The sequence below is a fragment of the Glutamicibacter arilaitensis Re117 genome, assembly GCF_000197735.1.
GTDB lineage: Bacteria > Actinomycetota > Actinomycetes > Actinomycetales > Micrococcaceae > Glutamicibacter > Glutamicibacter arilaitensis.
In genome coordinates, this window is sequence record NC_014550.1 from 1940416 (window position 1) to 1967091 (window position 26676).

26 protein-coding genes are annotated in these 26676 nt (G+C 62.8%); 1 reads left to right on the forward strand and 25 read right to left on the reverse strand.

Going from position 1 to position 26676, the window contains the following annotated elements:
• The first annotated feature begins 1 nt into the window (after position 1).
• Positions 2-874: an alpha/beta fold hydrolase gene (locus AARI_RS09315; protein WP_013349049.1), complete on the forward strand. Its 873-nt coding sequence runs from the start codon at positions 2-4 to the stop codon at positions 872-874.
• Here the strand turns inward: AARI_RS09315 and AARI_RS09320 are convergent.
• The 25 genes from AARI_RS09320 to AARI_RS09440 all read right to left on the reverse strand — a co-directional run bounded on the left by AARI_RS09320 (position 871) and on the right by AARI_RS09440 (position 26638).
• Positions 871-2832, reverse strand: a complete 1962-nt coding sequence (locus tag AARI_RS09320; RefSeq protein ID WP_013349050.1) for a primosomal protein N' family DNA-binding protein — start codon at positions 2830-2832, stop codon at positions 871-873. The genes AARI_RS09315 and AARI_RS09320 overlap by 4 nt on opposite strands.
• A 9-nt stretch (positions 2833-2841) precedes the next feature.
• On the reverse strand, positions 2842-4047 hold the full coding sequence (gene metK, locus AARI_RS09325; protein WP_013349051.1) for a methionine adenosyltransferase: 1206 nt from the start codon (positions 4045-4047) through the stop codon (positions 2842-2844).
• A 100-nt stretch (positions 4048-4147) separates the two neighbouring features.
• Positions 4148-5350 (reverse strand): bifunctional phosphopantothenoylcysteine decarboxylase/phosphopantothenate--cysteine ligase CoaBC, encoded by a 1203-nt coding sequence (coaBC, locus tag AARI_RS09330; RefSeq protein ID WP_013349052.1) that lies wholly within the window; start codon positions 5348-5350, stop codon positions 4148-4150.
• A 97-nt stretch (positions 5351-5447) separates the two neighbouring features.
• Positions 5448-5708, reverse strand: coding sequence for a DNA-directed RNA polymerase subunit omega (rpoZ, locus tag AARI_RS09335; protein ID WP_013349053.1), 261 nt, complete (start codon positions 5706-5708; stop codon positions 5448-5450).
• Between the two features lie 8 nt (positions 5709-5716).
• Entirely contained in the window at positions 5717-6283 is a 567-nt protein-coding gene (gene gmk, locus AARI_RS09340; protein ID WP_013349054.1) for a guanylate kinase, read from the reverse strand.
• A gap of 3 nt (positions 6284-6286) precedes the next feature.
• On the reverse strand, positions 6287-6622 hold the full coding sequence (gene mihF, locus AARI_RS09345; protein ID WP_013349055.1) for an integration host factor, actinobacterial type: 336 nt from the start codon (positions 6620-6622) through the stop codon (positions 6287-6289).
• 146 nt (positions 6623-6768) lie between these two features.
• On the reverse strand, positions 6769-7611 hold the full coding sequence (pyrF, locus tag AARI_RS09350; RefSeq protein WP_013349056.1) for an orotidine-5'-phosphate decarboxylase: 843 nt from the start codon (positions 7609-7611) through the stop codon (positions 6769-6771).
• Positions 7604-10882, reverse strand: a complete 3279-nt coding sequence (carB, locus tag AARI_RS09355) for a carbamoyl-phosphate synthase large subunit (RefSeq protein ID WP_013349057.1) — start codon at positions 10880-10882, stop codon at positions 7604-7606. Before carB ends, pyrF begins: the two co-directional genes overlap by 8 nt.
• On the reverse strand, positions 10882-12051 hold the full coding sequence (carA, locus tag AARI_RS09360; RefSeq protein ID WP_013349058.1) for a glutamine-hydrolyzing carbamoyl-phosphate synthase small subunit: 1170 nt from the start codon (positions 12049-12051) through the stop codon (positions 10882-10884). The genes carB and carA overlap by 1 nt, the downstream gene beginning before the upstream one ends.
• Positions 12052-12558, reverse strand: coding sequence for a PH-like domain-containing protein (locus AARI_RS09365; protein WP_013349059.1), 507 nt, complete (start codon positions 12556-12558; stop codon positions 12052-12054). It abuts the gene before it with no gap.
• Positions 12551-13855, reverse strand: a complete 1305-nt coding sequence (locus tag AARI_RS09370; RefSeq protein ID WP_013349060.1) for a dihydroorotase — start codon at positions 13853-13855, stop codon at positions 12551-12553. Before AARI_RS09370 ends, AARI_RS09365 begins: the two co-directional genes overlap by 8 nt.
• Before the next feature lie 11 nt (positions 13856-13866).
• Positions 13867-14829, reverse strand: coding sequence for an aspartate carbamoyltransferase catalytic subunit (locus tag AARI_RS09375; RefSeq protein ID WP_013349061.1), 963 nt, complete (start codon positions 14827-14829; stop codon positions 13867-13869).
• Positions 14826-15395, reverse strand: coding sequence for a bifunctional pyr operon transcriptional regulator/uracil phosphoribosyltransferase PyrR (pyrR, locus tag AARI_RS09380; protein WP_013349062.1), 570 nt, complete (start codon positions 15393-15395; stop codon positions 14826-14828). The genes AARI_RS09375 and pyrR overlap by 4 nt, the downstream gene beginning before the upstream one ends.
• A gap of 264 nt (positions 15396-15659) precedes the next feature.
• Entirely contained in the window at positions 15660-16049 is a 390-nt protein-coding gene (locus AARI_RS20075) for a mycothiol transferase (RefSeq protein ID WP_322786113.1), read from the reverse strand.
• 283 nt (positions 16050-16332) lie between these two features.
• Entirely contained in the window at positions 16333-16743 is a 411-nt protein-coding gene (gene nusB, locus AARI_RS09390; protein ID WP_013349065.1) for a transcription antitermination factor NusB, read from the reverse strand.
• Positions 16743-17303, reverse strand: a complete 561-nt coding sequence (efp, locus tag AARI_RS09395; RefSeq protein ID WP_013349066.1) for an elongation factor P — start codon at positions 17301-17303, stop codon at positions 16743-16745. Before efp ends, nusB begins: the two co-directional genes overlap by 1 nt.
• A gap of 110 nt (positions 17304-17413) precedes the next feature.
• The gene (locus AARI_RS09400; protein WP_013349067.1) at positions 17414-17944 is read right to left on the reverse strand and encodes a tetratricopeptide repeat protein; all 531 of its coding nucleotides are present in this window, start codon (positions 17942-17944) and stop codon (positions 17414-17416) included.
• A 4-nt stretch (positions 17945-17948) separates the two neighbouring features.
• A complete protein-coding gene (aroB, locus tag AARI_RS09405; protein WP_013349068.1) occupies positions 17949-19040 on the reverse strand; it encodes a 3-dehydroquinate synthase in 1092 nt (363 codons plus the stop codon).
• Positions 19041-19119: 79 nt separating this feature from the next.
• Positions 19120-19608, reverse strand: a complete 489-nt coding sequence (locus AARI_RS09410) for a shikimate kinase (RefSeq protein ID WP_013349069.1) — start codon at positions 19606-19608, stop codon at positions 19120-19122.
• A 13-nt stretch (positions 19609-19621) separates the two neighbouring features.
• Positions 19622-20821 carry a chorismate synthase gene (gene aroC / locus AARI_RS09415; protein WP_013349070.1) on the reverse strand — a complete coding sequence of 400 codons (1200 nt, stop codon included), beginning with the start codon at positions 20819-20821 and terminating at the stop codon, positions 19622-19624.
• A 29-nt stretch (positions 20822-20850) separates the two neighbouring features.
• Complete coding sequence (locus tag AARI_RS09420; protein ID WP_013349071.1) at positions 20851-21690, reverse strand: shikimate dehydrogenase family protein; 840 nt, start codon at positions 21688-21690, stop codon at positions 20851-20853.
• Between the two features lie 71 nt (positions 21691-21761).
• The gene (gene mltG, locus AARI_RS09425; RefSeq protein ID WP_013349072.1) at positions 21762-23207 is read right to left on the reverse strand and encodes an endolytic transglycosylase MltG; all 1446 of its coding nucleotides are present in this window, start codon (positions 23205-23207) and stop codon (positions 21762-21764) included.
• Positions 23208-23252: 45 nt separating this feature from the next.
• Positions 23253-23726 (reverse strand): Holliday junction resolvase RuvX, encoded by a 474-nt coding sequence (gene ruvX / locus AARI_RS09430; protein ID WP_013349073.1) that lies wholly within the window; start codon positions 23724-23726, stop codon positions 23253-23255.
• The gene (gene alaS, locus AARI_RS09435; RefSeq protein WP_013349074.1) at positions 23719-26409 is read right to left on the reverse strand and encodes an alanine--tRNA ligase; all 2691 of its coding nucleotides are present in this window, start codon (positions 26407-26409) and stop codon (positions 23719-23721) included. Before alaS ends, ruvX begins: the two co-directional genes overlap by 8 nt.
• A 19-nt stretch (positions 26410-26428) precedes the next feature.
• Positions 26429-26638, reverse strand: coding sequence for a hypothetical protein (locus AARI_RS09440; protein ID WP_013349075.1), 210 nt, complete (start codon positions 26636-26638; stop codon positions 26429-26431).
• Positions 26639-26676: the final 38 nt, after the last annotated feature.

A 26676-nucleotide genomic window follows, 5' to 3' on the forward strand; every position in this document is an offset into this window, starting at 1 on the left:
CATGGCCCCACGAGAACAACGAGTGACCACCCACCATCTGAACGGTGCTGAAATTCGGGTCTACACCCACCTGGCCCAACAGCCTTCGCGGGCAGTGATCTACGCGGTGCACGGATTCCGCGGAGACCACCATGGACTGGCGCGCATCGTTTCGCACCTGGCGCACTACACGGTGATCGTTCCCGACCTGCCAGGTTTTGGCTCGTCCACCTCCATGGCGGACCTGGAACACGACGTGAACGGCTACGCGGCCGTGCTCGCGCAGCTCGCCCAGGAACTGCAGCTGGATTCTTCGGTGCACCTGCTGGGGCATTCTTTCGGCTCGATCGTAGCGGCCAAGCTGGCAACCACGCGCAGCTTCGCTTCGCTGATCTTGCTCAACCCGATCTCCGAGCTGGCCTTGGAATCAGACCAGGCGCTGCTGGCCAAGCTCACCAGTGGATACTATGAGGTATGCGCCAAGCTGCCAGCACGTATCGGCGAACCACTGCTGCGCTCGAAGCTGTTCAGCGACGCCATGAGCCTGGTGATGACCAAGAGCAAGGATCCTTCGACGCGCGCCTATGTGCGCGATCAGCACCGTGCCTACTTTGGCGGTTTCCATTCCCGTGCCACCCTGGCCCAGGCCTATCGTGCCTCGATCAGCGCTACTGTCGGGGACTACGCCCCGCAGCTCGACTTGCCCACGCTCATGGTCGGCGGAATGCAAGATGAACTGGGCACCCCGCAAACCCAGGAGGCCTTGCGGGCCCGCTTCGCCGATGCGCACCTGGTGATGCTGGAGAATGTCGGGCACCTGATTCATTACGAGAAGGCACCGCAAACCGCCGACGCGATCGAGAACTTCCTGCAGGAGCTGGCTGCCAGCTCCTAGAGCGCGTCGTCCGGATCGATGGCGATATTCACGACCGGGTCCTTGGCTGCCGACATGCTCGCGCGCAGTTGGCGCAGGGCCTTGGTTACTGCCGGTCCGTCGGCGTAGGAGAAGAACAGCACGTACCGGTGCTGCGCTGGCGGCCCGTCAATGACCGTCGGACCGTGTACTTGCACGCGCTGGCGGGTTTCGGGATCCAGGTTGGCGATGAGCCGTTCGGCTCCCAGCCCGGAAATGACCGCGCTGCGTACCGCCGGGGGCAAACCCACCTCCCGGCGTTCGGCCAATTCGCGTTCGGCAAAGGATGCCGGGTCGTAGCGCACCAGCGCGGCCCCGGCAGGACTTGGATTTCCGGTCAGCACCACTACCCCGCTGGAGCGGGCCATGGAGGCGGCGGTGAACCAGCGGGCGATGACTTCTTCGGCGTTGCGCAGCGAATCGTGGGCCAGCATCTTGTCGGCGTCAAGCAGCAGCACGGCGGCGTATCCGGATTCAGCAAAGGGTTCGACCCCTGGTGTTGCGACCACTAGAGCCGGTTTATCAGGGATTTTCTCCACCGGTTTAGCTCCGGTTGATGAAATAACGCTGACCTTGGGGAATGCTAGGCCGAGTTCTTCGGCCGTGCGATCGGCTCCGATGCTTGCGGCGCGGATCCGTGAAGAAGAGCAGTTCACGCAACGGTAGTCGTGGTACTGCTCGCCGCACCAGCGGCAGGCCACATGCGAACCTTTGCCTGCGATATGCAGCGGCCCTTGGCACAGCGTGCAACGGGCCAAAGTGCGGCAATCCTGGCAGGCCAATGCGGGCATGAATCCGGTGCGCGCCACCTGGACGAGCACCGGGCCGGTTTCCAATGCCTTGGTGGCTTCGCGCCAGGCCAAGGAGGGAATGCGGGCGCGGGCCAGCACCGGGTCGCGTTCAAGTTCGAAATCATTGGTGGTGGCCACGATACGTGCAGTTTGGGCACGCAAGATATCGCGTGGGACCTTCAGCTCAGTGGCCCAGCCGGTGGAAACCAAGCGCTGGGCTTCAACCGAGCGCGATGGCGAGGCGATGAGCAGCGAAATGCCGGCCAGGGTGCTGCGCAGCAACGCGACCTCGCGGCTGTGCTGGTAGGGGGCGCGCTGTTCGCGGTGCGACTGGTCGGCATCCTGCCAGAGAATGATCAGTTCCAGGTCCGGCACGTGGCACAGGGCTGCGGAGCGGGTGCCGATCACGATCTGCACATGCCCGCCGATGGCACGCAGGAAATTGCGGTAGCGCGGAGTCGGTCCGTCATCGGCCTGCAACTGCGCGTAGGAGTCAGCCCCGAAGTGCTCGTCCAGATAGCTGCCCAGCAGCAGCAGATCGCGCTTGTCGGGCACCAGCAGCAGTACGCGCTTGCCACGCTGCAGCACCGGGCGGGCCGCGTCCATCAAGAAGCCAGGCCACGCTCCGTAGAAGTTCGGCACCCAGGTAGCTACCGCGCGGAAGCTGCGCCCATCGGCCCAAGCCTGCAGCGCTTCTGGCCCGTGCTCGTAATGCTCCAGCTGGTTCGGTGCCTCGGGAAGTACCGGGCTGATGGTAGCCAGCTCTTCTTTTTCGACCTTGGCGGCGCGGGCGGGCACGGCCAGACGCACCACATCCCACAGGGTCCCGGAGTAGCGCGTGGCGATTGCTTGGGCTGCTTCAACAATTTGCGGATACAACGCCACCTGGGTGCTGACCAGCTTTGCCAGCGGGCGAAGCTTCATTTCCGGGGCGTAGTCTTCAAGTACTTCCACGATGAACCCGGAGAGCTGCTGCGGGCCAAAAGGCACTTTCACGCGCACCCCGGCCACGGCGTCCTGGGTCATCGAGGGCGGGATCTCGTAGTCGAAGAAGCGGTCCAGATGCGGGACCGAAGAATCAATCAGCACCCGAGCAACCCGCTTGAGGCGGGCCGGTTCGGGTGCTGAAATCAGGACATCTTGCTGCACTGAATGATCCTAGGCGTTAAACCAGTTGCGTAGTGCGTCTACGCGGTCCAGCTTCTCCCAGGTGAAGTCGTTGTCCTCGCGGCCGAAGTGGCCGTGGGCAGCGGTCTTGCGGTAGATCGGGCGCTTCAAATCCAGATCTTCGATGATGCCCAGCGGGCGCAGGTCGAAGACTTCGTTGATGGCCTTGGTGATCTTGGCTGGATCCACGGTCTCGGTGCCGAAGGTCTCCACATACAGGCCCACCGGGCGCGCAACGCCGATCGCGTAGGCTACCTGGACCTCGGCACGGCGTGCCAAGCCAGCGGCAACTACGTTCTTGGCGACCCAGCGCATGGCGTAGGCGGCCGAACGGTCGACCTTGGAAGGATCCTTGCCGGAGAACGCGCCGCCGCCGTGGCGGGCGAATCCACCGTAGGTGTCCACGATGATCTTGCGGCCGGTCAATCCGGCATCGCCCACTGGACCGCCGATGATGAACGGACCCGATGGGTTCAAGATGACCTTGGTGTTCGAGGTATCCAGGCCCGAGCGCTCCAGGATCGGAGTGACGACCTCTTCGTGCAGGTCGGCCTTCAGCGTTGCCAGCTCGTATTCGGCGGCGTGCTGGCTGGAAACGACCACGGTGTCCACCGAGACCGGCTTGTCGCCGTCGTAGCCGATGGTGACCTGGGTCTTGCCATCCGGGCGCAGCAGCGGCATGCGGCCGTTCTTGCGGACCTGGGTCAGGCGCTCGGAGAGGCGGTGCGCCAGGAAGATCGAGGTAGGCATCAGCGAATCGGTTTCATCCGAGGCGTAGCCGAACATCAGGCCCTGGTCGCCGGCGCCCTGCATGTCGCGCGGGTCCTTGGCGGTGCCTTCGCGGGACTCCAGCGAGTTGAAGACGCCGTCGTGGATTTCCTGGGACTGCTGGCCGATGGACACAGACACGCCGCAGCGCGCCCCGTCGAAGCCGTTGGCCGAGGAGTCGTAGCCGATGTCCAAAATGGTCTTGCGGACGATCTCAGGGATCTCCACATAGCCGTTGGTGGTCACCTCTCCGGCCACATGCACCAGTCCGGTGGTGGTCAGGGTCTCGACGGCGACCTTGGAGTCCGGGTCCTGGGCCAGCATGGCATCGAGGATCGCGTCCGAAATCTGGTCGCAAATCTTGTCCGGGTGTCCCTCGGTCACGGATTCCGAGGTGAAAAGACGAAGTTCAGGGGTTGTTGAAGTCACCGTATTACTCTATCTGGTCTGGTGGACCGGTAAGCAGATCTGGTACGTTTCGTGACCAAGCACCGCATGGCGCAGCTCACTTTGTTACCGCTGCATGACTTTATATTGCGTTTGAGATCTGCTCGATGACCACGCGGGCCACTTCGAGCTTGGAGCCGGAGGATTCGACCGCGGCGCTTCCATCGGCGAAAAGCACGTGGATGGCGTTGGTTTCCTGCCCGAAGGTCAGCGACGCTCCCACCTCGTTGACCACGAGCATCTCGCAGCCCTTGCGCTCCAGCTTGGCCTGGCCGTATTCCAGCACCGTGCCCTGCTCGTCCCCGGTCTCCGCGGCGAAACCGACAATGAATTCGGGCAATGCCGGTTCATCCTTGCGAGCTGCGACTATGTCGGCCAGGATGTCCGGGTTGCGCACCAGCTCGATCACCGGAGCCGAATGCTCGTCGCGCTTCTTGATCTTGGAGTTTTCGATGGTAGCCGGACGGAAGTCGGCGACCGCGGCGTTCATGATCAGCACATCGTTGCCTGGCGCGTGGGTGAAGACAGCTTCGCGCAGCTCCAGGGCGCTGGAGGCGTGCACCAGCTGCACCCCATGCGGGGCCGGCACTTCCAGATGGGTGGCGATCAGCGTAACCGTTGCACCGGCATCGCGGGCGGCCTGGGCCAGAGCGACCCCTTGGCGGCCTGATGAGCGGTTGCCCAGGAAGCGTACCGGATCCAGTGGCTCGCGGGTGCCGCCGGCAGTGATCAGCACCTTGGTGCCGGCCAATAGCGGTTCACTGAGCAGATCCTGCACGGAAGCAAAAATTTCTTCGGGTTCGGGCAGCCGTCCCGGCCCCGAGTCCTTGCCCGTCAAACGTCCCGATGCAGGTTCGATTACCCGCACCCCGCGATCGCGAAGGGTTTGCACATTGGCCACCGTCGCTGGGTGCTGCCACATTTCGGTGTGCATGGCCGGAGCCATGACGACCGGGGCGCGGGTGGCCAGCAGCGTGCCGGTGAGCAGGTCATCGGCCAACCCTGAAGCGGCCTTGGCCATGATGTCTGCGGTGGCAGGAACGATCATCACCAGATCGGCCTGCTGGCCCAGGCGGACGTGATTGACCGTATCGACCACGTCGAAGACGTTCGAGGTGACCGGATTGCCCGACAGGGCCTCCCAGGTCGCATTGCCTACGAAGTTGGCGACGTTTTCGGTGGGGATCACGTCGACGTGGTGCCCAGCTTCGCGCAGCAGGCGCAGCAGGAGCACTGACTTGTAGGCGGCAATACCGGCGGAGACGCCTAAGACGATTCGCTTCACGAAGTTCTTCCTCGAGTATTCGGTGCGGGAACAGTTGGGTTCTGGAAAGGTGCTTAACGAAAAAGAAGGCGCCCGCTTCGGGGCGCCGACTTTTCGATTAGTCTTCGATGACCTCAGCTGGAGTTACCTTCAGCAAGCTGTCGTCCAGTTCGCGCAGTGCGATGGTCAGCGGCTTCTCGTTCAGCTTGGTTTCCACCAGTGGGCCAACGTACTCGAACAGGCCTTCATTCAGCTGTGCGTAGTAGGCGTTGATCTGGCGTGCACGCTTGGCTGAGTTCAGCACAATGGCGTACTTCGAGTCGTTGGTCTCAAGCAACGAGTCGATCGATGGGTTAATGATTCCCTCTGGGTTGGACACAGGACTCCCTATTTGTCGTTCTTTAGCCCCATGAGGGCTACAAGCTCTTCGGCGGCACGTGCGACATCGTCGTTGACGATGGTCACGTCGAATTCAGATTCCGCTGCAAGTTCTAGTTTAGCGGTTTCTAGGCGGCGCTGCTGTTCTTCGGCCGTTTCAGTGCCGCGTCCCACAAGTCGGCGCACCAATTCGTCCCACGAAGGTGGGGCCAGGAAGACGAATTTTGCCTCAGGCATCGACTCCTTGACCTGTCGCGCGCCCTGCAGATCGATTTCCAGCAGGACCTTTTTGCCCTTCGCAACAGCATCTTCAACCGTCGAGCGGATCGTGCCATAGCTGTTCTGGCCATGGACAACGGCCCATTCCAGCATCTGGCCTTCCTCAACCAAGGCTTGGAAGCGCTCGGGGCCCACGAAGAAGTAGTGGACGCCGTCTTGCTCACCCGCTCGAGCGTTTCGGGTCGTTGCCGACACCGAGAGCCAGACATCTGGATAATTATCGCGGATGTAGGTAGAGACTGTGCCCTTACCTACTGCCGTGGGGCCGGCTAGAACAGTTACCGACGCAGCGGTCATTGACTACACTTTCGTTTTTGGCGGGCTTTGCTTGAAGTGCTCGGTGATTGCGGTGCGCTGCTTGCGTCCCAGTCCGCGCAGTCGGCGGGAAGGGGAAATGCCAAGACGTTCCAGCAAATTTGCCGCGCGTACTTCACCTACGCCCGGTACCGATTCCAGAAGATCCATGACACGCATGCGTCCCACGGCTTCATCTTCGTATACCAAGTCTAGTACCTCGGTGATGGAAATCTTGCCGGCACTGAACTCGGCCTTGATTTCCGCACGACGAGTGCGTGCGGCCAATGCCTTGGCGCGGGCGCGGATACGATCTTCGTCAGAGAGTTCTCGCAGTACCATCGTTCAGCCATCCTTCAGTTGTAGTGGACTAAGGCTTATGTTGAGAAACATAGCGAGCTAACGCTGCTTTTGCAAGACTAAACGCGTTGTGGCTACTAGAAACTCTAATGGCCACAACGCGTTTGTGTCACTTATTCAGTTTTTTGCTAGCGAGCTGCCAGCAATTCGTCGCGTACCCTAAGGGCCTTTTCGCGAAGAGCTGCCGTGCTTGGACCCTCTTTAAGAATGTCCCGGCTGCTTGTGCCCAACACCTGGCCGTAGCTGGAGGCGAATGACTTGGCAATATCTGCGGCCGTCGCCCCCTGCGCACCGAGTCCGGGAGTCAGCAGCGGAGCCTTGCTCGCTGCCAGATCAATTCCGAGTTTCGCCGGCGCGTCCCCGATGGTTGCTCCGACGACCAAACCAACGTGTCCCAAATCTTCTGCAGCGGCATTATCCGCTGTGACTTGGTCAATAATTGATTTAGCAACCGAGTTTCCACCACCTACGTGCTGGACAGATGGCCCTTCCGGATTGGAAGTCAGTCCTAGAACGAACACTCCCCTGCCGGTTTGAGCCGCCAGATCCAAGGCCGGACGCAGCGATTCATAACCCAAATATGGGCTCAGCGTCACTGCATCGGCAGCCAGTGGCGAAGCATCATCGAGCCATGCCGTAGCGTAAGCGGCCATGGTCGAACCGATGTCCCCGCGCTTGGCATCAGCCAGCGTCAGCAGTCCTGCAGACTTCGCGGCACTCAAAGTTTCTTCCAAAGCGGCAAATCCCTTGGACCCGAATCGCTCGTACAAAGCGACCTGGGGCTTGAGAATTGCCGCTGCACCGGCCATCGCTTCCACAACGGTCAGTGAGAAAGATCGCACACCCTCGGCCGTGTCCTCCAGCCCCCAGGCTTCCAGCAACGCTGGGTGCGGGTCGATCCCCACACACAGCGGGCCGGAAGCCTGCATGGCTGAACGAAGCCGTTCTCCAAATGGGATGGGCTTAGGCATTGCGCGCCGCGTTGAGGTTCGCGTCGTGCACCTGCAAGCTGGTGACGTCCCATGCGTATTCGCGCAGGGCGTCGATCGCCTGCACCGAAGCGTTGAACTCTGCCACGGTGGTGATCACCGGGGTGCCAACCGAGGTCGCAGCGGCGCGGATTTCGTAGCCATCGCCACGTGCGTCCGAGCCCGAAGGGGTATTCAGGATCAGCCCGATCTGGCCATCGATGATCAGATCGACGATGGACTCGCCGCCTTCGTGCAGCTTGCCGACCACCTGGGTCGGGATGCCGTTGCGGCGCAATACTTCTGCGGTGCCGCCGGTGGAGATGATCTCGAAGCCCTGGTCAGCAAGGTGCTTGACCGGAAGCACGATCGAGCGCTTGTCGCGGTTGGTGACCGAGACGAAGACCTTGCCCGAAGTTGGCAGCGGGTTGTTCGCGGCAGCCTGCGACTTGGCGAAAGCGGTGTCGAAGTACTTGTCGAAGCCCATGACTTCGCCGGTGGAGCGCATTTCTGGGCCCAGCAGCGAGTCAACGACCTTGCCCTCCGGGGTGCGGAAGCGAGCGAATGGCATGACTGCTTCCTTGACCGCGATCGGAGCCGAATCCGGCAGGTGCGCGCCGTCGCCAGTTGCTGGCAGGTAGCTGCCGCGCAGTTCGGCCAGGGTCTTGCCCACGCCGATCAGTGCGGCGACCTTGGACAGCTGCACGCCGGTAGCCTTCGAGGTGAACGGCACGGTGCGCGAGGCACGCGGGTTCGCTTCGATGACGTAGAGGATGTCCGAAGCCAGTGCGAACTGGATGTTGATCAGGCCGCGTACGCCGACGCCTTCGGCGATGGCACGGGTTGCTTCCTTCACGCGGTCGCGCACATCGGCACCCAGGGTGATCGGAGGCAGGGTGCACGCCGAGTCGCCGGAGTGAATGCCGGCTTCCTCGATGTGCTCCATGATGCCGCCGACGTACAGGTCGGTGCCGTCGAACAGGGCGTCGACGTCGATCTCGATGGCGTCTTCCAGGAAGCGGTCCACCAGTACCGGGTGGTCCACGGTGATTTCGGTGGCGTTGGTGATGTAGCGCTCGAGGTTGGCCTCGTCGTACACGATCTCCATGCCGCGGCCGCCCAGCACGTAGGAAGGGCGCACCAGGACCGGGTAGCCGATGGAGTCGGCGATGGCCTTGGCGTCGGCGAAGGATACGGCGGTGCCGTTCTTCGGTGCGATCAGCCCGGCGTTATCCAGCACCTGCTGGAAGGCGCCGCGGTGCTCGGCCAGGTCGATGGCTTCTGGCGAGGTGCCCAGGATCGGCACGCCAGCGGCCTTCAGCTCGGCAGCGAGCTTCAGCGGGGTCTGCCCGCCCAGCTGGACGAAGACGCCCAGCACGCCGCCGGTTTTCTCTTCAGCGTGGATGACTTCGAGCACGTCTTCCAAGGTCAGCGGCTCGAAGTAGAGGCGATCGGAAATGTCGTAGTCGGTGGACACGGTTTCCGGGTTGCAGTTGACCATCACGGTCTCGTAGCCCTCGGCGCGCAGTGCCATCACCGCGTGCACGCAGGAATAGTCGAACTCGATGCCCTGGCCGATGCGGTTCGGACCGGAACCGAGGATGATCACGGACTTCTTCTCGTGGCGTCCCAGTTCGGTTTCTTCATCGTACGAGGAGTACATGTACGGGGTGAAGGCCTCGAACTCGGCCGCGCAGGTGTCCACGGTCTTGTAGACCGGGCGCACGCCCAGCGCGTGGCGGATGCCGCGGATAACAGCCTCGGACTTGCCGGTGAGCTGAGCCAGCTGGGCATCGGAGAAGCCGTGGCGCTTGGCTTCGCGCAGCACATGCTCCGGCAGGTGCTTGTTTTCGGCCACCAGCTGCGCGACCTCGTTGATCAGCTGCAGCTGATCCAGGTACCAAGGGTCGATCGCGGTGGTTTCGAACAGCTGCTCGATGGAGACACCGGAGAACAGCAGGCGCTGGACCAGCGAGAGGCGCTCGGTCGAACCCTTGACGATCGAGGCCAGCACGGCTTCGTGCTCGGACTCCGGGATCGGCTCGAAGGACAGCTCCGAACCCTTCTGCTCCAGGGAGCGCAGGGCCTTCTGCAACGCTTCGGTGAAGTTGCGGCCCAGGGCCATTGCTTCGCCGACCGACTTCATGGTGGTGGTCAGGGTCCTGTCCGCAGCCGGGAACTTCTCGAAAGCGAAACGCGGAACCTTCACGACCACGTAGTCCAGGGCCGGCTCGAAGGAGGCCGGGGTCTTCTGGGTGATGTCGTTCGGGATTTCATCCAGGGTGTAGCCTACGGCCAGCTTGGTGGCGATCTTGGCGATCGCGAAGCCGGTGGCCTTGGAAGCCAGTGCCGAGGAACGCGACACGCGCGGGTTCATCTCGATGACCACGACGCGCCCGGTGTCCGGCTCGATGGCGAACTGGATGTTGCAGCCGCCGGTGTCTACGCCGACTTCGCGGATGACCGCGATGGAGATGTCGCGCAGCTTCTGGTATTCGCGGTCGGTCAGGGTCATGGCCGGGGCCACGGTGATCGAGTCGCCGGTGTGCACGCCGACCGGATCGAAGTTCTCGATGGAGCAGACGACCACGACGTTGTCGTTCTTGTCGCGCATCATCTCCAGCTCGTATTCCTTCCAGCCCAGGATGGACTCCTCAAGGAGCACCTCGGTGGTTGGCGAGTACTGCAGGCCGGCGCCGGCGATGCGGCGCAGGTCTTCTGGGTTGTAGGCCATGCCCGAACCCAGGCCGCCCATGGTGAACGAGGGACGCACGACGACTGGGTAGTTCAGCTCTTCGACGGCGGCGAAGGCTTCGTCCAGGGTGTGCACGATGACCGAGCGGGCCGATTCGGCGCCGCAGCGCTCAACGACGCCCTTGAACTTCTCGCGGTCCTCGCCCAGCTCGATGGCTTCGATGTTCGCGCCGATCAGCTCGACGTCGTACTTTTCCAGCGCGCCGGACTTGTCCAGCGCGATGGCGGTATTCAGTGCGGTCTGGCCGCCCAAGGTTGGCAGGATCGCATCCGGGCGTTCCTTGGCGATGATCTTCTCGACGACCTCGGGGGTGATTGGCTCGACGTAGGTGGCGTCGGCGAATTCCGGGTCGGTCATGATGGTGGCCGGGTTCGAGTTGACCAGGATGACCCGCAGGCCTTCCTCCTTCAGCACGCGCAGGGCCTGGGTGCCGGAGTAGTCGAATTCAGCGGCCTGGCCGATGACGATCGGACCCGAACCGATAACGAGAACTGATTTCAGATCGGTGCGCTTAGGCATTACTTGCTGTCCTTTTCTGCGGCGGAATCCAACGCGGTCATGAAGCGGTCAAAGAGGTAGGCGGCATCGTGCGGGCCGGATGCTGCCTCTGGGTGGTACTGCACGGAGAAAGCCGGGATGTCCAGGCAGGACAGGCCTTCGACCACGTGGTCGTTCAGGGAGTAGTGCGAAACCTCGACCTTGCCGAAGCGCTCTACCGGTGCGGTCATCGTGCCTTCGATTGGCGCGTCGACGGCGAAGCCGTGGTTCTGGCTGGTGATCTCAACCCGGCCGGTGGACTTGTCCATGACCGGCTGGTTGATTCCGCGGTGGCCGAAGCGCAGCTTGTAGGTCTCAAACCCCAGGGCACGGCCCAGGATCTGGTTGCCGAAGCAGATGCCGAAGTACGGCATGCCTGCATCGAGCACCGAGCGGACCAGTTCCACCTGTGCGGTGGCGGTGGCCGGGTCACCAGGACCGTTGGAGAAGAAGACGCCGGATGCGCCGGTGGCCTTGATGTCTTCCAAGGTGGCGTTGTAAGGCAGCACGTGCACGCGCAGGCCGCGTTCGGCCAGGCGGTGCGGGGTCATCGACTTCATGCCCAGGTCGATGGCGGCCACGGTGTGCTTGGCCTCGCCGGTGTAGCCGTGGTCGGCTGGCTCGACGATGTAGGCTTCGGAAACCGAAACCTCGGCCGAGATGTTGCGGCCGGCCATCGATGGCTGCGCCTTGACGGTCTCGATCAGCTCGGCGTCGGACTTCGCGGCGTCGTCGCCGGAGAAGATGCCGGACTTCATGGCGCCTGCTTCGCGCAGGTGGCGGGTCAGTGCACGGGTATCCACGCCCTGGATGCCGACGATGCCGTATTCGACAAGTTCTTCATCCAAGGTGCGTTCGCTGCGCCAGTTGCTCGGTCGTCGGGCCGCGTCGCGGACCACGTAGCCGGCGGCCCAGATGCGGGTGGACTCCGGATCTTCCGAGTTCACGCCGGTGTTGCCGATGTGCGGGAAGGTCTGCACGATGATCTGGTGCGCGTACGACGGGTCAGTCAGGGTTTCCTGATAGCCGGTCATGCCGGTGGTGAACACGGCTTCGCCTAAGGTGGTGCCCACGGCGCCATAGCTGCGTCCGCGGAAGATGCGGCCATCTTCAAGTACCAACACGGCTGGTAGGTTGCTCAGGGAATTCACTTATTTGTCTCCTGCTCGGCTTACGTCGACGTGCGACGCCAGCAACTGATAAATCTTTGGGGTGTCTTCGGAGTACCGCGGGCGGAATCCGGTGTCGAAGGTGAAGCCATCCTTGGTCCAGGTGATCACGATCAGGCCGTTCTTTTCCACGACCTTGCCGACCATCCCGTTGCTTCGCTTGACCTGTACGTACTGTTCCCACGGGATATGCACATCGCGTGCTCCGGATCGGATCAGGTGGATCCCGGCGCGCCCCAGTTCCAAGGTGGCGTTGGTGCGCACTCCCAGGTCGTGGACGGCGATGCGGGCCAGCCAGTCATCGAATTCGGTGGTGACCACGTACATGCCGGCGAAACTGTGCTCAGCCTGGTCCTCGAACGCCGCATAGGGCTCGGGGATCTGGGACTGGCGGGCCTTGAGGTTCCGCCATCCGACCAAGATCAGGGTGATCGCCAGGACGATCGCGAAGATCGTCCACAGTACCGGGGTCCAGGCTCCCTCAGGCATTGGCTGCCCTCGGGGTTCCCAGCTTGCCATCCAGTACGGTGGCGTGGCCGTGGAAGAAGGTGGCGCGCACCGAACCTGGCAGCTCCATGCCGGCGAACGGCGAGTTGCGGCCCTTGGTGGCCATGGCCGATGGATCCACGATCCAGCGTGCTGCCGGGTCCACGAGGGTCAGGTTGGCCGGTTCGCCCACAGCGATCGGGCGGCCCTGGTCGGCTACGCGGCCGATCTGCGCCGGAACTTCCGAGGTGATCCGCGCAACCGCGTCCCAGCCCAGCAGACCGGTTTCCACCAGGGTGTGCTGCACGATGGACAGTGCGGTTTCCAGACCGGTCATGCCCATGGCGGCAGCGCCCCATTCGCAGTCCTTGGCTTCGGAAGGGTGCGGCGCGTGGTCGGTGCCGATCACGTCGATGGTGCCATCGGCGACGCCGTCGCGCAACGCCATGACATCTTCTTCGCGGCGCAGCGGCGGGTTGACCTTGAATACCGGGTCGTAGGTGCGCACCTTTTCGTCGGTGAGCAGCAGGTGGTGCGGGGTGACTTCGGCGGTGACCTGGATGCCGCGGGCCTTGGCCCAGCGGATGATCTCTACCGAACCGGCGGTGGACACGTGGCAGACGTGCAGGCGGGCACCGACGTGCTCGGCCAGCAGCACGTCGCGGGCGATGATCGACTCTTCGGCCACCGCTGGCCAGCCTGGCATGCCCAGGATCGAGGAGACTTCGCCCTCGTTCATCTGGGCGCCTTCGGTCAGGCGCGGTTCTTGTGCGTGCTGGGCGATGACTCCGTCGAAAGCTTTCACGTATTCCAGGGCGCGGCGCATCAGCAGCGGATCCCAGACGCAGATGCCGTCATCGGAGAACATCTTCACCTGGGCGCGCGAGTCGGCCATGGCGCCGATTTCACTCAGCTGCTTGCCGGCCAGTCCGACGGTGACTGCGCCAACCGGGCGGACATCCACCCAGCCTGCAGCGCGGCCCAGTTCGAAGACTTGCTCGACGACGCCGGCGGTGTCGGCTACCGGGGTCGAGTTTGCCATGGCATGCACGGCGGTGTAGCCGCCCAGGGCTGCTGCCTGCGAACCGGTTTCCACGGTTTCAGCATCTTCGCGGCCTGGTTCGCGCAGGTGGGTGTGGGTGTCGACCAGCCCGGGCAAGAGCACGAGATTCTTCGCGTCAATCATCTGGTGCTGGTCGGTGGCTTCAATGCTGCCGATCTGCGCGATCTTGCCGTCGACGATGAGCACGTCGGTTGGTTCGCCGCCGAGGATGGATACCTGCTGGATTAAGTAGTTCATGGGTTCTTCCTTCAGATCAGGTCGCCGGAGAGGAGCATGTAGAGGCTGGCCATGCGCACGGCCACGCCGTTGGTGACTTGGTCGAGCACGGTGGATCGCGGCGAGTCGGCGGCTGCCGAGGAGATTTCCAGGCCGCGGTTCATCGGGCCCGGGTGCATGATCAGGGTTTCGGCGCCCGAGGCGTCCAACTGCGCCAGGCGTGCATCGTCCAGTCCCCAGTAGCGCGAGTATTCGCGGGGGTTCGGGAAGTACGCGGCGTTCATGCGCTCGCCCTGCACACGCAGCATCATCAGCGCGTCGATGCCCGACGCGATGACTGCGTCCAGGTCGTAGCTGATGGTGCATGGCCAGGATTGCGCGCCGAAAGGCAGCAGGGTCGGCGGGGCGACCATGGTCACTTCAGCGCCCAGGGTGTTCAGCAGCCACAGGTTGGAGCGGGCCACGCGCGAATGCAGGATATCTCCGACGATCGCGACCTTCAGCCCGTCCAAGCCGCGGCCTACCGGGCTGGTTCCCTCGCGCAGGGCCACTTGGCGGCGCAGGGTGAATGCGTCCAGCAGCGCCTGGGTGGGGTGTTCGTGGGTGCCATCCCCGGCGTTGACGATCGGCAGGCCGATCCAGTCGGTGGCTGCCAGGCGTGCAGGTGCGCCGGAGTCCGGGTGGCGGATGACTACCGCGTCGGCTCCGATGGCCAGCAGGGTCTGGGCGGTGTCCTTCAGCGATTCGCCCTTGGACACGCTCGAGCCCTTGGCAGAGAAGTTGATGACGTCGGCGCTCAGGCGCTTGGCGGCCGCTTCGAAGGAAATGCGGGTGCGGGTGGAGTCCTCGAAGAAGAGGTTCACCACGGTGCGTCCGCGCAAAGCTGGAAGCTTCTTGATGGCACGGGTTCCCGATTCGCGCATCTGTTCGGCGATATCGAGGATACCGATGGCTTCTTCGCGGCTCAAATCCGCGGTGGAAAGCAGGTGTTTCACGAGGCGCCCTCGATTACTACTTCGTTTTTTCCGTCGATTTCTGCCACGTGCACGCGGACCTTTTCGCTTTTCGCGGTCGGCAGGTTCTTGCCTACGTGATCGGCGCGGATCGGCAGTTCGCGGTGACCGCGGTCAACCAGCACGGCCAGGCGCACGATGCGTGGGCGGCCCCAGTCTGCCAGGGCGTCCAGTGCGGCTCGAATGGTGCGTCCGGAGTACAAGACGTCGTCCACGAGCACGACGACTTTGCCGTCGATCCCGCCAGCAGGCAGGCGTGTTGGAGCCGGGGTGCGGGTGGTGGAGTGGCGCAGATCGTCGCGGTACATGGTGATGTCCAGCTGCCCTACGAGAGTTGCAGGATCCAGATCGCCGGGGGCGGTGGCTGCGATGCGCGCTGCCAGGCGTTGAGCCAGCGGGTATCCGCGGCTGGGAATGCCCAGCAGCACCAGGTCATCGGTGCCCTTGTTGGCTTCGATAATTTCGAAGGCTACGCGAGTGAGTACACGTTCGATGTCTTCGCCGGTAAGTACCGTGCGGGCGGCATCTGGCACTGAATTTTCATCCATGCTGTGCACCTCTCCCTTCTCCGCCTCACAGGACGGGATTTAAAGGAATGTTGCTATCTAAAATTAGCACGAGCGCGAGCCGATTCCCTAGCGGAAACCTATGCATGGCACTGAATAGCCAGTGGGATCGCTCACAAGTATTCATTGGCCGACTGCCACCATCGGCAGAACCATGCACTTCCCGCCATGCTCCCCGGCAGCAGGCTCGTTGCTGTTGCGATCGGCACATCTGCAATGTGGCGTATTCGCGGGTTGGTTGCGCCGCTATTGGCCCACGCGCCCGTCGAGGCATTCGCGCAGCAGATCGGCATGCCCGCCGTGCCGGGCGTACTCCTCGATGCGGTGGACCATCAGCTCGCGTACCACGACCTGCTCCCGCCCAACGCGCTGGCCGAGGTCCTCGAACGCCTCAAGGAGCAGGTCGGTGGCCCGCTGCTCGCGATGCAGCACCACAAGCGCTTGGGAGACCTGGGCGTCATCGGGTCGCTCGATGTCGAACTCCGAGCCCGGCGGGCCGTAGATCCTGCCTTCGGGCTCGCCCTGGCTGATCCAGTTGCGCCAGTCCCGCTCCACTTCGCCCAGATGGCGCAGCAACCCCAGCAGACTGAGCGTCGAGGGCGGGACCGATCGTTCCGCCAGTTGCCGCGCGTCCAGACCCTGGGCATTTGAGCTCGATGGTCAGCCGGTAGTCGCGCAGAAAGCGCTGGCAAGTGGCCCGTTCCCCCACCGGATCGGCTTCGCCCGCTTCTCGGGGATCCTGGGCGGAGTCCAGCCACATGTCGGGAACTAGTACGGATTCGCTCCAGCGTTCAGGCACCTGGTTCATCCAGCCATCATTACCGCTGCGCCAGCGCAGGGCAATGCCGGGGCGCAAAAAAGCCTGGGCCGGAACCCCGTAAAGGGGTTCCGGCCCAGGCTCGGAATGAAGAGGATCGAATTAGTCGACCAGGGTGTCCTTGACGCTCTGGATGCGACCCAAAACGCCATTGACGAACTCTGGCGATTCATCGGTGGACAGCTCCCGGACGTTCACCACGGCTTCCGCCACGGCTACTGCATCGGGAACGTCATCGTTGTACAGCAGCTCCCAGACACCGATGCGCAGTGCGCTGCGGTCAACCGCTGGCATGCGCTCGATGGTCCAGTCCTTGACGTAGCTTTCGAGAACTTCGTCAATGCGGTCCAAATGGGCCATGACGCCTTCGATGATCGTCAGCGAGTACTCGTTGAGTACGATGTCCGAGTTTTCCCGTCGCGAAATGGCTACAGCCAGCGGATTAACATCGCGAGCTTCAGCCTCAAACAGGAATTCCAGGGCTCGACGACGGGCTTTGGCGCGTGCTCTCACTAGTTGACACGACCCAGGTAATCGCCGGTGCGGGTGTCAACCTTGACCTTGGTGTTCTGCTCAACGAACAGTGGAACCTGGATTTCCTTGCCAGTTTCCAGGGTTGCTGGCTTGGTGCCGGCCGACGAGCGGTCACCCTGCAGGCCTGGCTCGGTGTAGGTGATTTCCAGGATGACCGAAGCTGGAAGCTCCAGGTACAGTGGGCTGCCATCGTACATTGCGATGGTCAGTTCCTGGTTCTCCAGCAGGAAGCCCGCTGCGTCGCCAACGGTGGTGCCGCTAACGGTGATCTGGTCGTAGTCTTCCAGGTTCATGAAGACGTAGTCTTCGCCATCCTGGTAGAGGTACTGGTAATCGCGGCGGTCGACGGTTGCCAACTCGATCTTGGTGCCAGCGTTGTAGGTCTTGTCCAAGACCTTGCCGGACATGACGTTGCGCATCTTGGTGCGAACGAATGCGCCGCCCTTGCCTGGCTTGACGTGCTGGAAGTCAATGATGGTCCAAAGCTGGCCATCGATCTTGATGACCTGTCCATTCTTGATGTCAGTTGTATCCGCCACGGTTCCTCAATCCTCTATTTTCGCCAGCTAGCGCCAGCATTATCAAAAATCCATCTACAAGTTTACCCTACACGCCATGATGCTGTCAGGGTTCTGCACGGTGGTGCGCGTTACTGCGCTGCGCGTTCCTCGGCAATTTCCAAGCAGGTGCTTGCCGCGTTGATCAGGTACGCGTCATCATCCAATGCGATGCGCAGCTCCATTGCCTTGCGGAAACGGGTCGCTGCGGCCTTGAAATCGCCCTTCGCGAAGAAGGAGAGGCCAGCGTGGTGGTGCATCAGCGGCTCGTATGCGGTTCCGGCGAATTCCTCGGCCAGCTTGCGCAGGCGGTTGATCGCGCGATCAAAGTCACCTTGCATGCGGGTCAACTCGGTGTCCAGCACGCGCAGGTGCGCGTTGGTCGGCTCCACGAAACGCGATTCAGCGATCAGCTCGCCGGCCTTAGCCAAATCTCCGCGGGCCAGCAGGACCATCACCTGGTCAGTTGGGGAGCCGACCTGCAGCTGGCGCTCGGCAGCTGCCTCATCGGCGATGTATGGCTTCAGGGTCTGCGGATCGATCAGCACGCCGTCAACCGACGTGCCGACACCCTCGCGGTTTACCGATGCGACGTCAATGGCGTATCCGGTGTAGTCAACCATGGAATTACTCCCCGATTTCCTGGTAGGCGGCGAAGAGCAGCGAATTATCGGGGACTTCGTAGATGCGGGGCTTGCCGATGTCTTCGAGCACGACGAAGCGCAGCTGGTTGCCGCGGGCCTTCTTATCGCGCTTCATTCCATCAAGCAGAGCTGACCAGCGGTCATTGCGGTAAGTGGTTGGCAAGCCCAGGGACTTGAGGATCGCCACGTGGCGATCGGCCACCGCATCGGAGGTATAGCCCACCGAGCGGCCCAATTCAGCGGCGAACGCCAGGCCGATGGATACGGCCGCGCCGTGTCGCATCTGGTAGCGCTCGGACAGCTCAATGGCGTGAGCCAAGGTATGCCCGTAGTTCAGGAATTCGCGGTCGCCAGCCTCCTTCAGGTCGCGGGAGACCACCTCGACCTTCACGGCGATGGTGCGTTCAACCAGTTCGCGCAGGCGGTCGCTGGTTGGGTTGATGGCATCTTGCGGATCTTCCTCGATCAGTTCCAAGATGCGCTCGTCGGCAATGAAGCCGCATTTGATCACTTCGGCCATGCCGGTGACCAGTTCGTTCTTCGGCAAGGTGGCCAGTGCGTCCATGTCGGCGAGCACGGCAGCTGGCGGGTGGAATGCGCCTACCAGGTTCTTGCCTTCTGCGGTGTTGATGCCGGTCTTGCCGCCGACGGCAGCGTCGACCATGGCCAGCAGCGAGGTGGGGATGTGGATGACCTTCACGCCGCGCAGCCAGGTGGCCGCAACGAAGCCTGCAAGGTCGGTGACAGCGCCGCCGCCGACGGAGATCACGGCGTCGGAGCGGGTGAAGTCGTTCTTGCCCAGCACTTCCCAGCAGAAGGAGGCAACCTGGATGTGCTTGCCTTCTTCAGCATCCGGAATTTCTGCGGTGAGCGCTTCAAGTCCGGACTTTGCCAGTTCGTCGCGCACGACGTCGCCGGTGGCGCGCAATGCCCGGGGGTGGATCACTAGGACTTTCTTGACCGCTGGGCCAAGCAGTTCGGGCAATTGGCCTAAGAGGCCGTTGCCAACCAAAACAGGGTATGACTCCCCTGGGGTGCTTCCGGTGACCTTCATAGTGGTCGGTGCGATAGGCATCAGTCTAGTTCCTCCTGATGGTGCTGATTTGTCTAGCGTACGCGCGAGCTTGGCCAGAAGTTGCATCTCGTGAGGCTAATCACAGCTGGTCCAACTGCCCCAAAACTTCTTCGACAATTTGCAGAACGGACTTTCCGTCGACGATAACATGCACGTCAGCAAGCATTTCGTAGATGGCGCGACGTTTTTCATAAACTGCGATCCAGCTATTGAGCGCTTCGTCACCTGCCAGCAGCGGGCGGTGCCCATCGCCCTTGATGCGTTCGGCGGCGGCCGCCTCTCCCAGCTCCAGGTAGATCACCGTGCCGCGTGAGAGCAGCTGCTGGTTCTCTTCACGCAGCACTGCGCCTCCGCCAGTGGCGACCACTCCGGTGCGCAGCCGGCACAGCGCTTGGACTTCAAGATCGCGGAAATGCCCTTCGCCGTGCTCGGCAAAGATCTGGGCGATGGTGCCGTGATGGGCCACGATCGTCGCATCAGAATCTGCAAAGCTGGTAGAAAGGGCCGAGGCCAGTGACTTGCCCACGGTGGACTTGCCACTGGCCATCGGACCAATGAGGTAGATCATTGCAGCGCGCTTTCTAGACGCCGGTCGAACCCAGGTTGCCCGGGATGTTCGCCAGGTAGGAGTCGATGTTGCGCTTGGTTTCAGCCACCGAGTCACCGCCGAACTTCTCCAGCAGTGACTGGGCCAGCACCAGCGCGACCATGGCTTCAGCCACGACGCCAGCTGCTGGCACCGCACAGACATCCGAACGCTGGTGGTGCGCGGTGGTGTCTTCGCCGGTGGCGGTATCCACGGTACGCAGGGCACGTGGAACGGTGGCGATCGGCTTCATGCCTGCGCGTACGCGCAGCACCTCGCCGATGCTCATGCCGCCTTCGATGCCGCCAGCACGATTGGAATTGCGCTTGATGCTGCCATCTTCGGCGTGCACGATCTCATCGTGCGCCGCCGAACCGCGGCGGGCGGCGGTAGCGAAACCGTCGCCGACTTCTACGCCCTTGATGGCCTGAATGCCCATCAGGGCTGCGGCCAGGCGTGCGTCCAAGCGGCGATCCCAATGCACGTAGGAGCCGATGCCCGGAGGCAGGTTGTAGGCCAGAACCTCAACGACACCGCCCAGGGTCTCCCCTGCCTTATGCGCATCGTCGACTTCAGCAACCATGGCTTCGCTGGTTTCCTTGTGGAAGCAGCGCAGCGGATCGGCATCCAAGGCGGCAACGTCGGCCGCGGTAGGGATCGGTGCGTCAGCCGGTGCGGCGACAGCGCCTACGGCGGTGGTGTGCGAAACCAGTTCGATGCCCAGGTCGTTCAGGAACCGCGAGGCCACGGTGCCCAAGGCGACGCGGGCTGCAGTTTCACGGGCGCTGGCGCGTTCCAGGATCGGACGGGCGTCCTCGAAGCCGTACTTCTGCATGCCGGTGAAGTCGGCATGTCCTGGACGCGGACGGGTCAGCGGAGCATTGCGTGCCATCGAGGCGAGCTCATCGAGATCCACCGGGTCCGCGTTCATGACGCGTTCCCACTTAGGCCATTCGGTGTTGCCGATTTCGATGGCTACCGGACCGCCCTGGGTCTTGCCATGGCGGACACCGCCAAGGAAGGTCACCTGGTCCTTTTCAAACTTCATGCGTGCGCCGCGGCCATAGCCCAGACGACGACGTGCCAGTGCCTCCCGCACTGCTTCGCTATCCACCGATACTCCGGCGGGTAGTCCTTCAAGAATTCCAACGAGTGCCGGGCCATGCGATTCGCCCGCGGTCAACCAACGCAACATGTCATCTATTTTGCCATGACACGAAGTAATTACTGGTGTCGGGCCAGACCCAAAGAGTCATACATCGCATTTGTGACGTCCATGCGACGTGATTCATCCCAGCTGCCGGAGGCAAATAACCGGACCTGTTCCACCGCTTGGTGCACCAGCATGTGCAGTCCGGAAATCACCGTTCCGCCCCAGGCTTGTGCCAAGGCCGAAGGCCACGGATCGTAGGCGACATCCAGCAGGATTCCGCTTCCGGCACCGATTTTTTCCACCCATGCGTCGGCGGCACGCGGCGGCAAGGTGGAAAACACCAGCGGCATGGCACCTAGCGTGGAGGCCATGGCTGTGTCGATGGAAGAAATTTCGCGGACGCTGGTTTGCAGGCCCAGCGCCTTAGCCAATTGAACGGCGTAGGTGGCGCGTGAAGCGGAGCGCACGATCAGCGTCAGTTCCTTCACACCCAACTCTGCGGCGGCCTCGATGGCAGCCAGTGCGGTATTGCCCGACCCGAGGATCATCGCCTGGGTGCTGCCGGTGAGCCCGAAATCGGCCAGGGCCTGGACCAGGCCGTCGATGTCGGTGTTCTCCCCATAGAGCGTGCTGTCTTCGCGCACCACGATGGTGTTCAGCGCACCCAGGCGCTGGACCCGGGCCGAAAGCTCATCCATGTGCGGGACGAAGGCATCCTTCAGCGGCATGGTCACCGAGCAGCCAGCCCAATTTCCGTCGCGCAGGGAACGGGCATGGGCCTTAGCCTGGCCAGGTTCCATATCGATCGCGCTGTAGCTGATCGGCGCGCCGAGCAGCTGGTAAGCCGCCCGGTGCAGCACCGGCGATTTGGAATGGCTGATGGGGTGGCCCAGGACTGCTGCCTGCTTCATGAAGTCTTGCACTTTCTGCTGTTGGTTAGCCGCACGCTGGGAAGAGAACTGCCAGGCACATCGAATCGGCGCTAGCAGACATCCGGGTTCTGGTCGCACCAGGCACGGAATTCGGCCTGGTTGCGCAGATGCTCCTGGTAGTTCGAAGCGAACTTCGTTTCACCGGTTTCGATATTAACCGTCACCCAGTAGTAGTAGCCGTTGTCTTCGGGATGCGCTGCGGCTTCGATGGCTGCGTTTGCCGGCGAACCCAATGGGGTCGGTGGCAGTCCTGCATGCTCGTAGGTGTTGTACTTATTGGACGCGTCGGCCTTCTCTTCGGGGCTGAACTGCAGCGAGTAGCGCCCCAGACCGTAGATTACCGAGGAATCGACCTGCAGCAGGCCGTGGGTTTCCTTGTTATTGGGGTTCAACCGGTTTTCGATCGCGCCGGCCACCGTGGCGTAGTCCGGGGTCCGCGCCTCGGCCTGCAGGATCGAGGCGACCTTCAAGATCCGGTAGCCCTCGTCCAGGTCGGTGATGCTGAACTGTTCCAAGGATGCCTTGGTGGACTTGACCAGTGTGGAAAGGACCTCTTCGGCGCTGGTGTTCAGCTTGAAGCGGTACTCCCCTGGGTGCAGCCAGCCTTCAAGGTTGGGTACGGAGCCAGGCAGGTCGAACTTTTCCGGCTTGTTGGCCAGTGCGGTCAGTTCTTTCTCCTTGAGCCCGGAGCCCTTGGCGATCTCGGCGATCGCGGCTTCAAGGCGCATATTGGCTTTCAGCCCGATGTAGAAGACCTTGTCCGGACGCTGGTCGATGAGAGCCGAGGCGGCCTCGGCCGCTGGCATCTGCTTCTTGAGCAGGTAGGTGCCCGGGTGGATCAGCTTATTTTCGGAGTCCGAGTCTGATACGGCATCGGAGAACAGCTTGTCGCTGGCGACCACGTCCAGCTCTTCGAGCTTGCGCGAAATGATATTCACGCCCCAGCCGTCTTCCACCGTGAATTCCACGGCAGCTCCGCCTGGACCCGGGTAGTCATCGGGGTTGAACTGCTTGAGTACTGATTTGAGGAAGTACGCCGAGCCGGTGACGACCAACGCGAAGATAAGCACGGTGGCCAGCATGACCAGGTTGCGCCTGCGCTTGGTGCGCTTGCACCGCTTGGTCTTGTGCGGATCGAGGTTCTGCGCATCAGCTTCCTGGCCCAGCAGGCCAGCGGGTGCGGCCTGCGCGTATTGCTCATCGGCGGCGTCGTGCTCCGCTGGGTACTCGGGTTCCGGCTCGTGGTGGCCGGGCTCGTCCAGGGTTGGGGCATCGGGCTGGGCGGGGAGGAATCCGGTATCGGTTCCTTCCCCGTCCGCAGCTACCGGTGCGTGTGCCGGGTCCGTGGAGGCAGCAAGAGTTTGAGTGAAGTCTTCGCTGCCGGTCACTTCCGGTTCAGAGGGTTGTTCGATTTGAAAGCCAGTGCCGGCGGCAAAGCGTTCATATAGCGCGCGATGCGTTTCGCGTTGCCGATCATGGCGGGCTTCTTCTCGCATCAACTCTCGTTTCTCAGGTCGGTGTGGTGTTCCAGCCCTGGTGGGCTAGCGCAGCACAATCCGGCTGGCTTGTACGCGAACGTTGTTACGCCGCATTTCCAGCACTTGCTGCAGAATCTCCGTGGCTGCGACCTGGTCTACCACCTTGCGGTGGTCTTCCATCTTCTTGCCCGAGGCGTGCAGCGCGCGGTGCGCGTTCACGGTGCTCAGGCGTTCGTCGACCATGAAAACCTCAAGCTCGATATTAGCGCTTGCAGCTTCTTCCGCCAAGGCAATTGCGTAGTCACGTGCCATTTTAGTGGATTCAGTCGAGTTTCCGGCCAGGGATTTGGGCTCCCCCACGAATACCTCGGTGACGCCGCGGTCGGCAATGATGCGCAAGAGCATGCGGCGATCCGAGTTCTTCTTGACATCCCGGCGCAGGGTCATGACCGGGGTGGCCAGAATCCCGGAGGGATCGGATGCGGCGACGCCGACGCGGGCCAGGCCCACGTCGACGCCGAGTGCAACATTAGCCATTGGCCAGTGCCGCCTGGATCGCAGCCAGTGCGTCATCGATCTTCGATGCGTCCTGGCCACCGCCCTGGGCCATATCGTCCTTGCCGCCGCCACCGCCGCCAAGCACGCCGGTTGCGGTGCGCACCAGTGCGCCGGCCTTGAAGCCGTTGGCGCGGGCCTCGTCGTTGGTCACTGCCAGTACCAGCGGACGGCCGTTGGCCACGCCGATCAGCACGATGACCGCAGCTTCCGAGCCCAGCTTGCCGCGCAGGTCCAGTGCCATGGTGCGCAGGGCATCAGCCGAGTCGATCGCACCGGCATTGTGCGCCAGCAGCCGGGTGGAGCCGATGGTGACGACCTTCTCCAGCAGCGCTGCGGACTGGGCGAGCATGGCCTGGCTCTTGAGCTCGGCGATCTGCTTCTCTGCGGCTTTCAGCTTGGCAACGGTGTCGTTCACACGCTCGGAAACCTGGCTGGAAGGAACGCGGAAGAGACCCGAGAGCTCGGAAACCAGCGCACGCTCGGCAGCTCCGTGGCGGAATGCTTCCATGCCTACCAGGGCTTCGACGCGGCGGTTGCCCGAACCGACCGATGCTTCGGAGAGCAGGGTCAGCTGGCCGATGCGGGCGGTGGTGTCCACGTGGGTACCGCCGCACAGCTCGCGCGACCAATCACCGTTCATCTCCACCACGCGCACATCGTTGGAGTACTTCTCGCCGAACAGGCTCATCGCGCCCAGCTTCTTCGCCTCGGACAGGGCCATCTCGTTGGTGACGACCTGGTAGTTCGAGGTGATTGCGAGGTTCACGACCTCTTCAACTTCGCTGCGTGCCGCGGCGGAGAGCGCCTCAGCCCAGGAGAAGTCGAAGCGCAGGTAGCCGGCCTTGTTGAAGGAGCCAGCCTGGGTGGCCGTTGGGCCAAGCAGTTCGCGCAGTGCGGCGTGCACCAGGTGGGTGGCGGAGTGCGCCTGTTCCCCGGAGCGGCGGCGCATGGCGTCAACCTGGGTGCGCACCAGTGCCTCGGCAGGCAGTTCGCCTTCGCGCACGACGACCTTGTGCACGTTCAGTCCCTTGACCGGGGCCTGCACGTCGGTGACTTCCAGGACGAAGCCGTCACCGGTGATCAGGCCGCTGTCGCCTGCCTGGCCGCCGGACTCGGCGTAGAACGGGGTTTCGTTGAGCACCAGGTCGATTTCCTGGCCCTGCTCGGCGAATGGCACAAGCTGGCCGTCGCGGATGATGCCGCGGATCGAGGATTCGCCTTCCAGGGTGTCGTAGCCGGTGAAGTGCACGTTGCCGGCCTCGGCCAGCTTGTTGTACACCGACAGGTCGGCGTGGCCGGCCTTCTTGGCCTTCGCGTCCTTCTGGGCACGCGTGCGCTGCTCGTTCATCAGCTCGCGGAAGCGCGGCTCGTCAACGGACAGGCCAGCTTCCGCAGCGATCTCCAAGGTGAGGTCGATCGGGAAGCCGTAGGTGTCGTGCAGGGCGAACGCGTCGTCGCCCGAGAGGTTCTTGCCCTCTTCCTTGGCGTGGCCCAGGGCCTCGTCAAGGCGGGTGGTGCCCGAAGCGATGGTGCGGCGGAAAGCGCGCTCCTCGGCGTAGGCGATGCGGGCGATGCGCTCGAAGTCGGCCTCGACCTCAGGGTAGACGCCCTTCATTGCGTCGCGGGAGACCGGAAGCAGCTCTGGGAGCACTTCGGAGTCCACTCCCATCAGGCGCATGGCGCGCACGGCGCGGCGGATCAGGCGGCGCAGCACGTAGCCGCGGCCTTCGTTGCCTGGGGTGACCTGGTCGGAGATCAGCATCAGCGATGAGCGGATGTGGTCGGCGATCATGCGCAGGCGCACGTCGGTGGCGTGGTTCGGGTCAGCTGGATCCTCGGTGGAGGTGTAGGTGACGGAAGCCAGTTCTGCGGCCTTGTCGAGTACCGGACGGACCTGGTCGGTCTCGTACATGTTCTCCACGCCCTGCAGGATCATGGCCAGGCGTTCCAGGCCCAGACCGGTATCGATGTTGCGCTTTGGCAGTTCGCCAGCCACATCGAAGTCGGTCTTGGAGCGTACTGCCGAAAGGCGGTACTGCATGAACACGAGGTTCCAGATCTCCACGTAGCGGGTTTCGTCGACCGCTGGGCCACCTTCCATGCCGTAGGCCGGGCCGCGGTCGTAGTAGATCTCGGAGCATGGGCCACCTGGGCCAGGCTGGCCGGTGTTCCAGTAGTTGTCTTCCTTGCCGGTGCCTACTACGCGCTCGGCAGGCATGCCGATCTCGTCTTCCCAGATGCGGCGGGCTTCGGTGTCCTTCTCGTCGCCGTCTTCGTAGACGGTGACCCACAGGCGTTCCTTGTCCAAGCCGTAGCCGCCATCTTCCAGCGAGCTGGTCAGCAGCTCCCAAGCGAAGTGGATGGCTTCCTTCTTGAAGTAATCGCCGAAGGAGAAGTTGCCGCACATCTGGAAGAAGGTGCCGTGGCGGGCGGTCTTGCCCACCTCTTCGATATCTCCGGTGCGGATGCACTTCTGCACGGAGGTCGCCCGCGAGTACGGGGCTTCTTCACGCGCGGTGAGGTAAGGGATGAACGGGACCATGCCGGCCACCGTGAACAACAGCGAAGGGTCGGCCGAAACTAGCGAGGCACTGGGTACCGCCGTATGGCCCTTCGAGACGAAAAAGTCGACCCACCTACGGGCAATTTCCTGCGTTTTCATCGTGTTACGGATGATCCCTTCACTTAGCGGCGTCCACGCCCAAGGCGGAACGTAATTCTTCTTCGCGGGCGGTCATTCCCTGATGGAAGGCCTCCCAGTATTCCGAGGCACGGTCGGTGAACTTGCCGACCTGGCGGTTCAGCGCCGCCCCGGATGAAACTTCAGCGTATTTCTTGGACGCGAGCACACCAACGCCCACTCCAATCGAAACCCACAAGAGCTTTTTCATTCTAGTCTCCTTGGCGGCCAGCAGTTGGCCTCATCCTA

What these genes read in the sequence shown, in the direction of transcription:
- AARI_RS09315 (WP_013349049.1), top strand. Translation starts at nt 2, where the DNA reads ATGGCCCCACGAGAACAACGAGTGACCACCCACCATCTGAACGGTGCT.
- gmk (WP_013349054.1), bottom strand. Translation starts at nt 6,283, where the DNA reads ATGACCGCTGCGTCGGTAACTGTTCTAGCCGGCCCCACGGCAGTAGGT.
- mihF (WP_013349055.1), bottom strand. Translation starts at nt 6,622, where the DNA reads ATGGTACTGCGAGAACTCTCTGACGAAGATCGTATCCGCGCCCGCGCC.
- pyrF (WP_013349056.1), bottom strand. Translation starts at nt 7,611, where the DNA reads ATGCCTAAGCCCATCCCATTTGGAGAACGGCTTCGTTCAGCCATGCAG.
- carB (WP_013349057.1), bottom strand. Translation starts at nt 10,882, where the DNA reads ATGCCTAAGCGCACCGATCTGAAATCAGTTCTCGTTATCGGTTCGGGT.
- AARI_RS09365 (WP_013349059.1), bottom strand. Translation starts at nt 12,558, where the DNA reads ATGCCTGAGGGAGCCTGGACCCCGGTACTGTGGACGATCTTCGCGATC.
- AARI_RS09370 (WP_013349060.1), bottom strand. Translation starts at nt 13,855, where the DNA reads ATGAACTACTTAATCCAGCAGGTATCCATCCTCGGCGGCGAACCAACC.
- pyrR (WP_013349062.1), bottom strand. Translation starts at nt 15,395, where the DNA reads ATGGATGAAAATTCAGTGCCAGATGCCGCCCGCACGGTACTTACCGGC.
- AARI_RS09400 (WP_013349067.1), bottom strand. Translation starts at nt 17,944, where the DNA reads ATGGTTGACTACACCGGATACGCCATTGACGTCGCATCGGTAAACCGC.
- aroB (WP_013349068.1), bottom strand. Translation starts at nt 19,040, where the DNA reads ATGCCTATCGCACCGACCACTATGAAGGTCACCGGAAGCACCCCAGGG.
- AARI_RS09410 (WP_013349069.1), bottom strand. Translation starts at nt 19,608, where the DNA reads ATGATCTACCTCATTGGTCCGATGGCCAGTGGCAAGTCCACCGTGGGC.
- aroC (WP_013349070.1), bottom strand. Translation starts at nt 20,821, where the DNA reads ATGTTGCGTTGGTTGACCGCGGGCGAATCGCATGGCCCGGCACTCGTT.
- AARI_RS09420 (WP_013349071.1), bottom strand. Translation starts at nt 21,690, where the DNA reads ATGAAGCAGGCAGCAGTCCTGGGCCACCCCATCAGCCATTCCAAATCG.
- mltG (WP_013349072.1), bottom strand. Translation starts at nt 23,207, where the DNA reads ATGCGAGAAGAAGCCCGCCATGATCGGCAACGCGAAACGCATCGCGCG.
- ruvX (WP_013349073.1), bottom strand. Translation starts at nt 23,726, where the DNA reads ATGGCTAATGTTGCACTCGGCGTCGACGTGGGCCTGGCCCGCGTCGGC.
- alaS (WP_013349074.1), bottom strand. Translation starts at nt 26,409, where the DNA reads ATGAAAACGCAGGAAATTGCCCGTAGGTGGGTCGACTTTTTCGTCTCG.
- AARI_RS09440 (WP_013349075.1), bottom strand. Translation starts at nt 26,638, where the DNA reads ATGAAAAAGCTCTTGTGGGTTTCGATTGGAGTGGGCGTTGGTGTGCTC.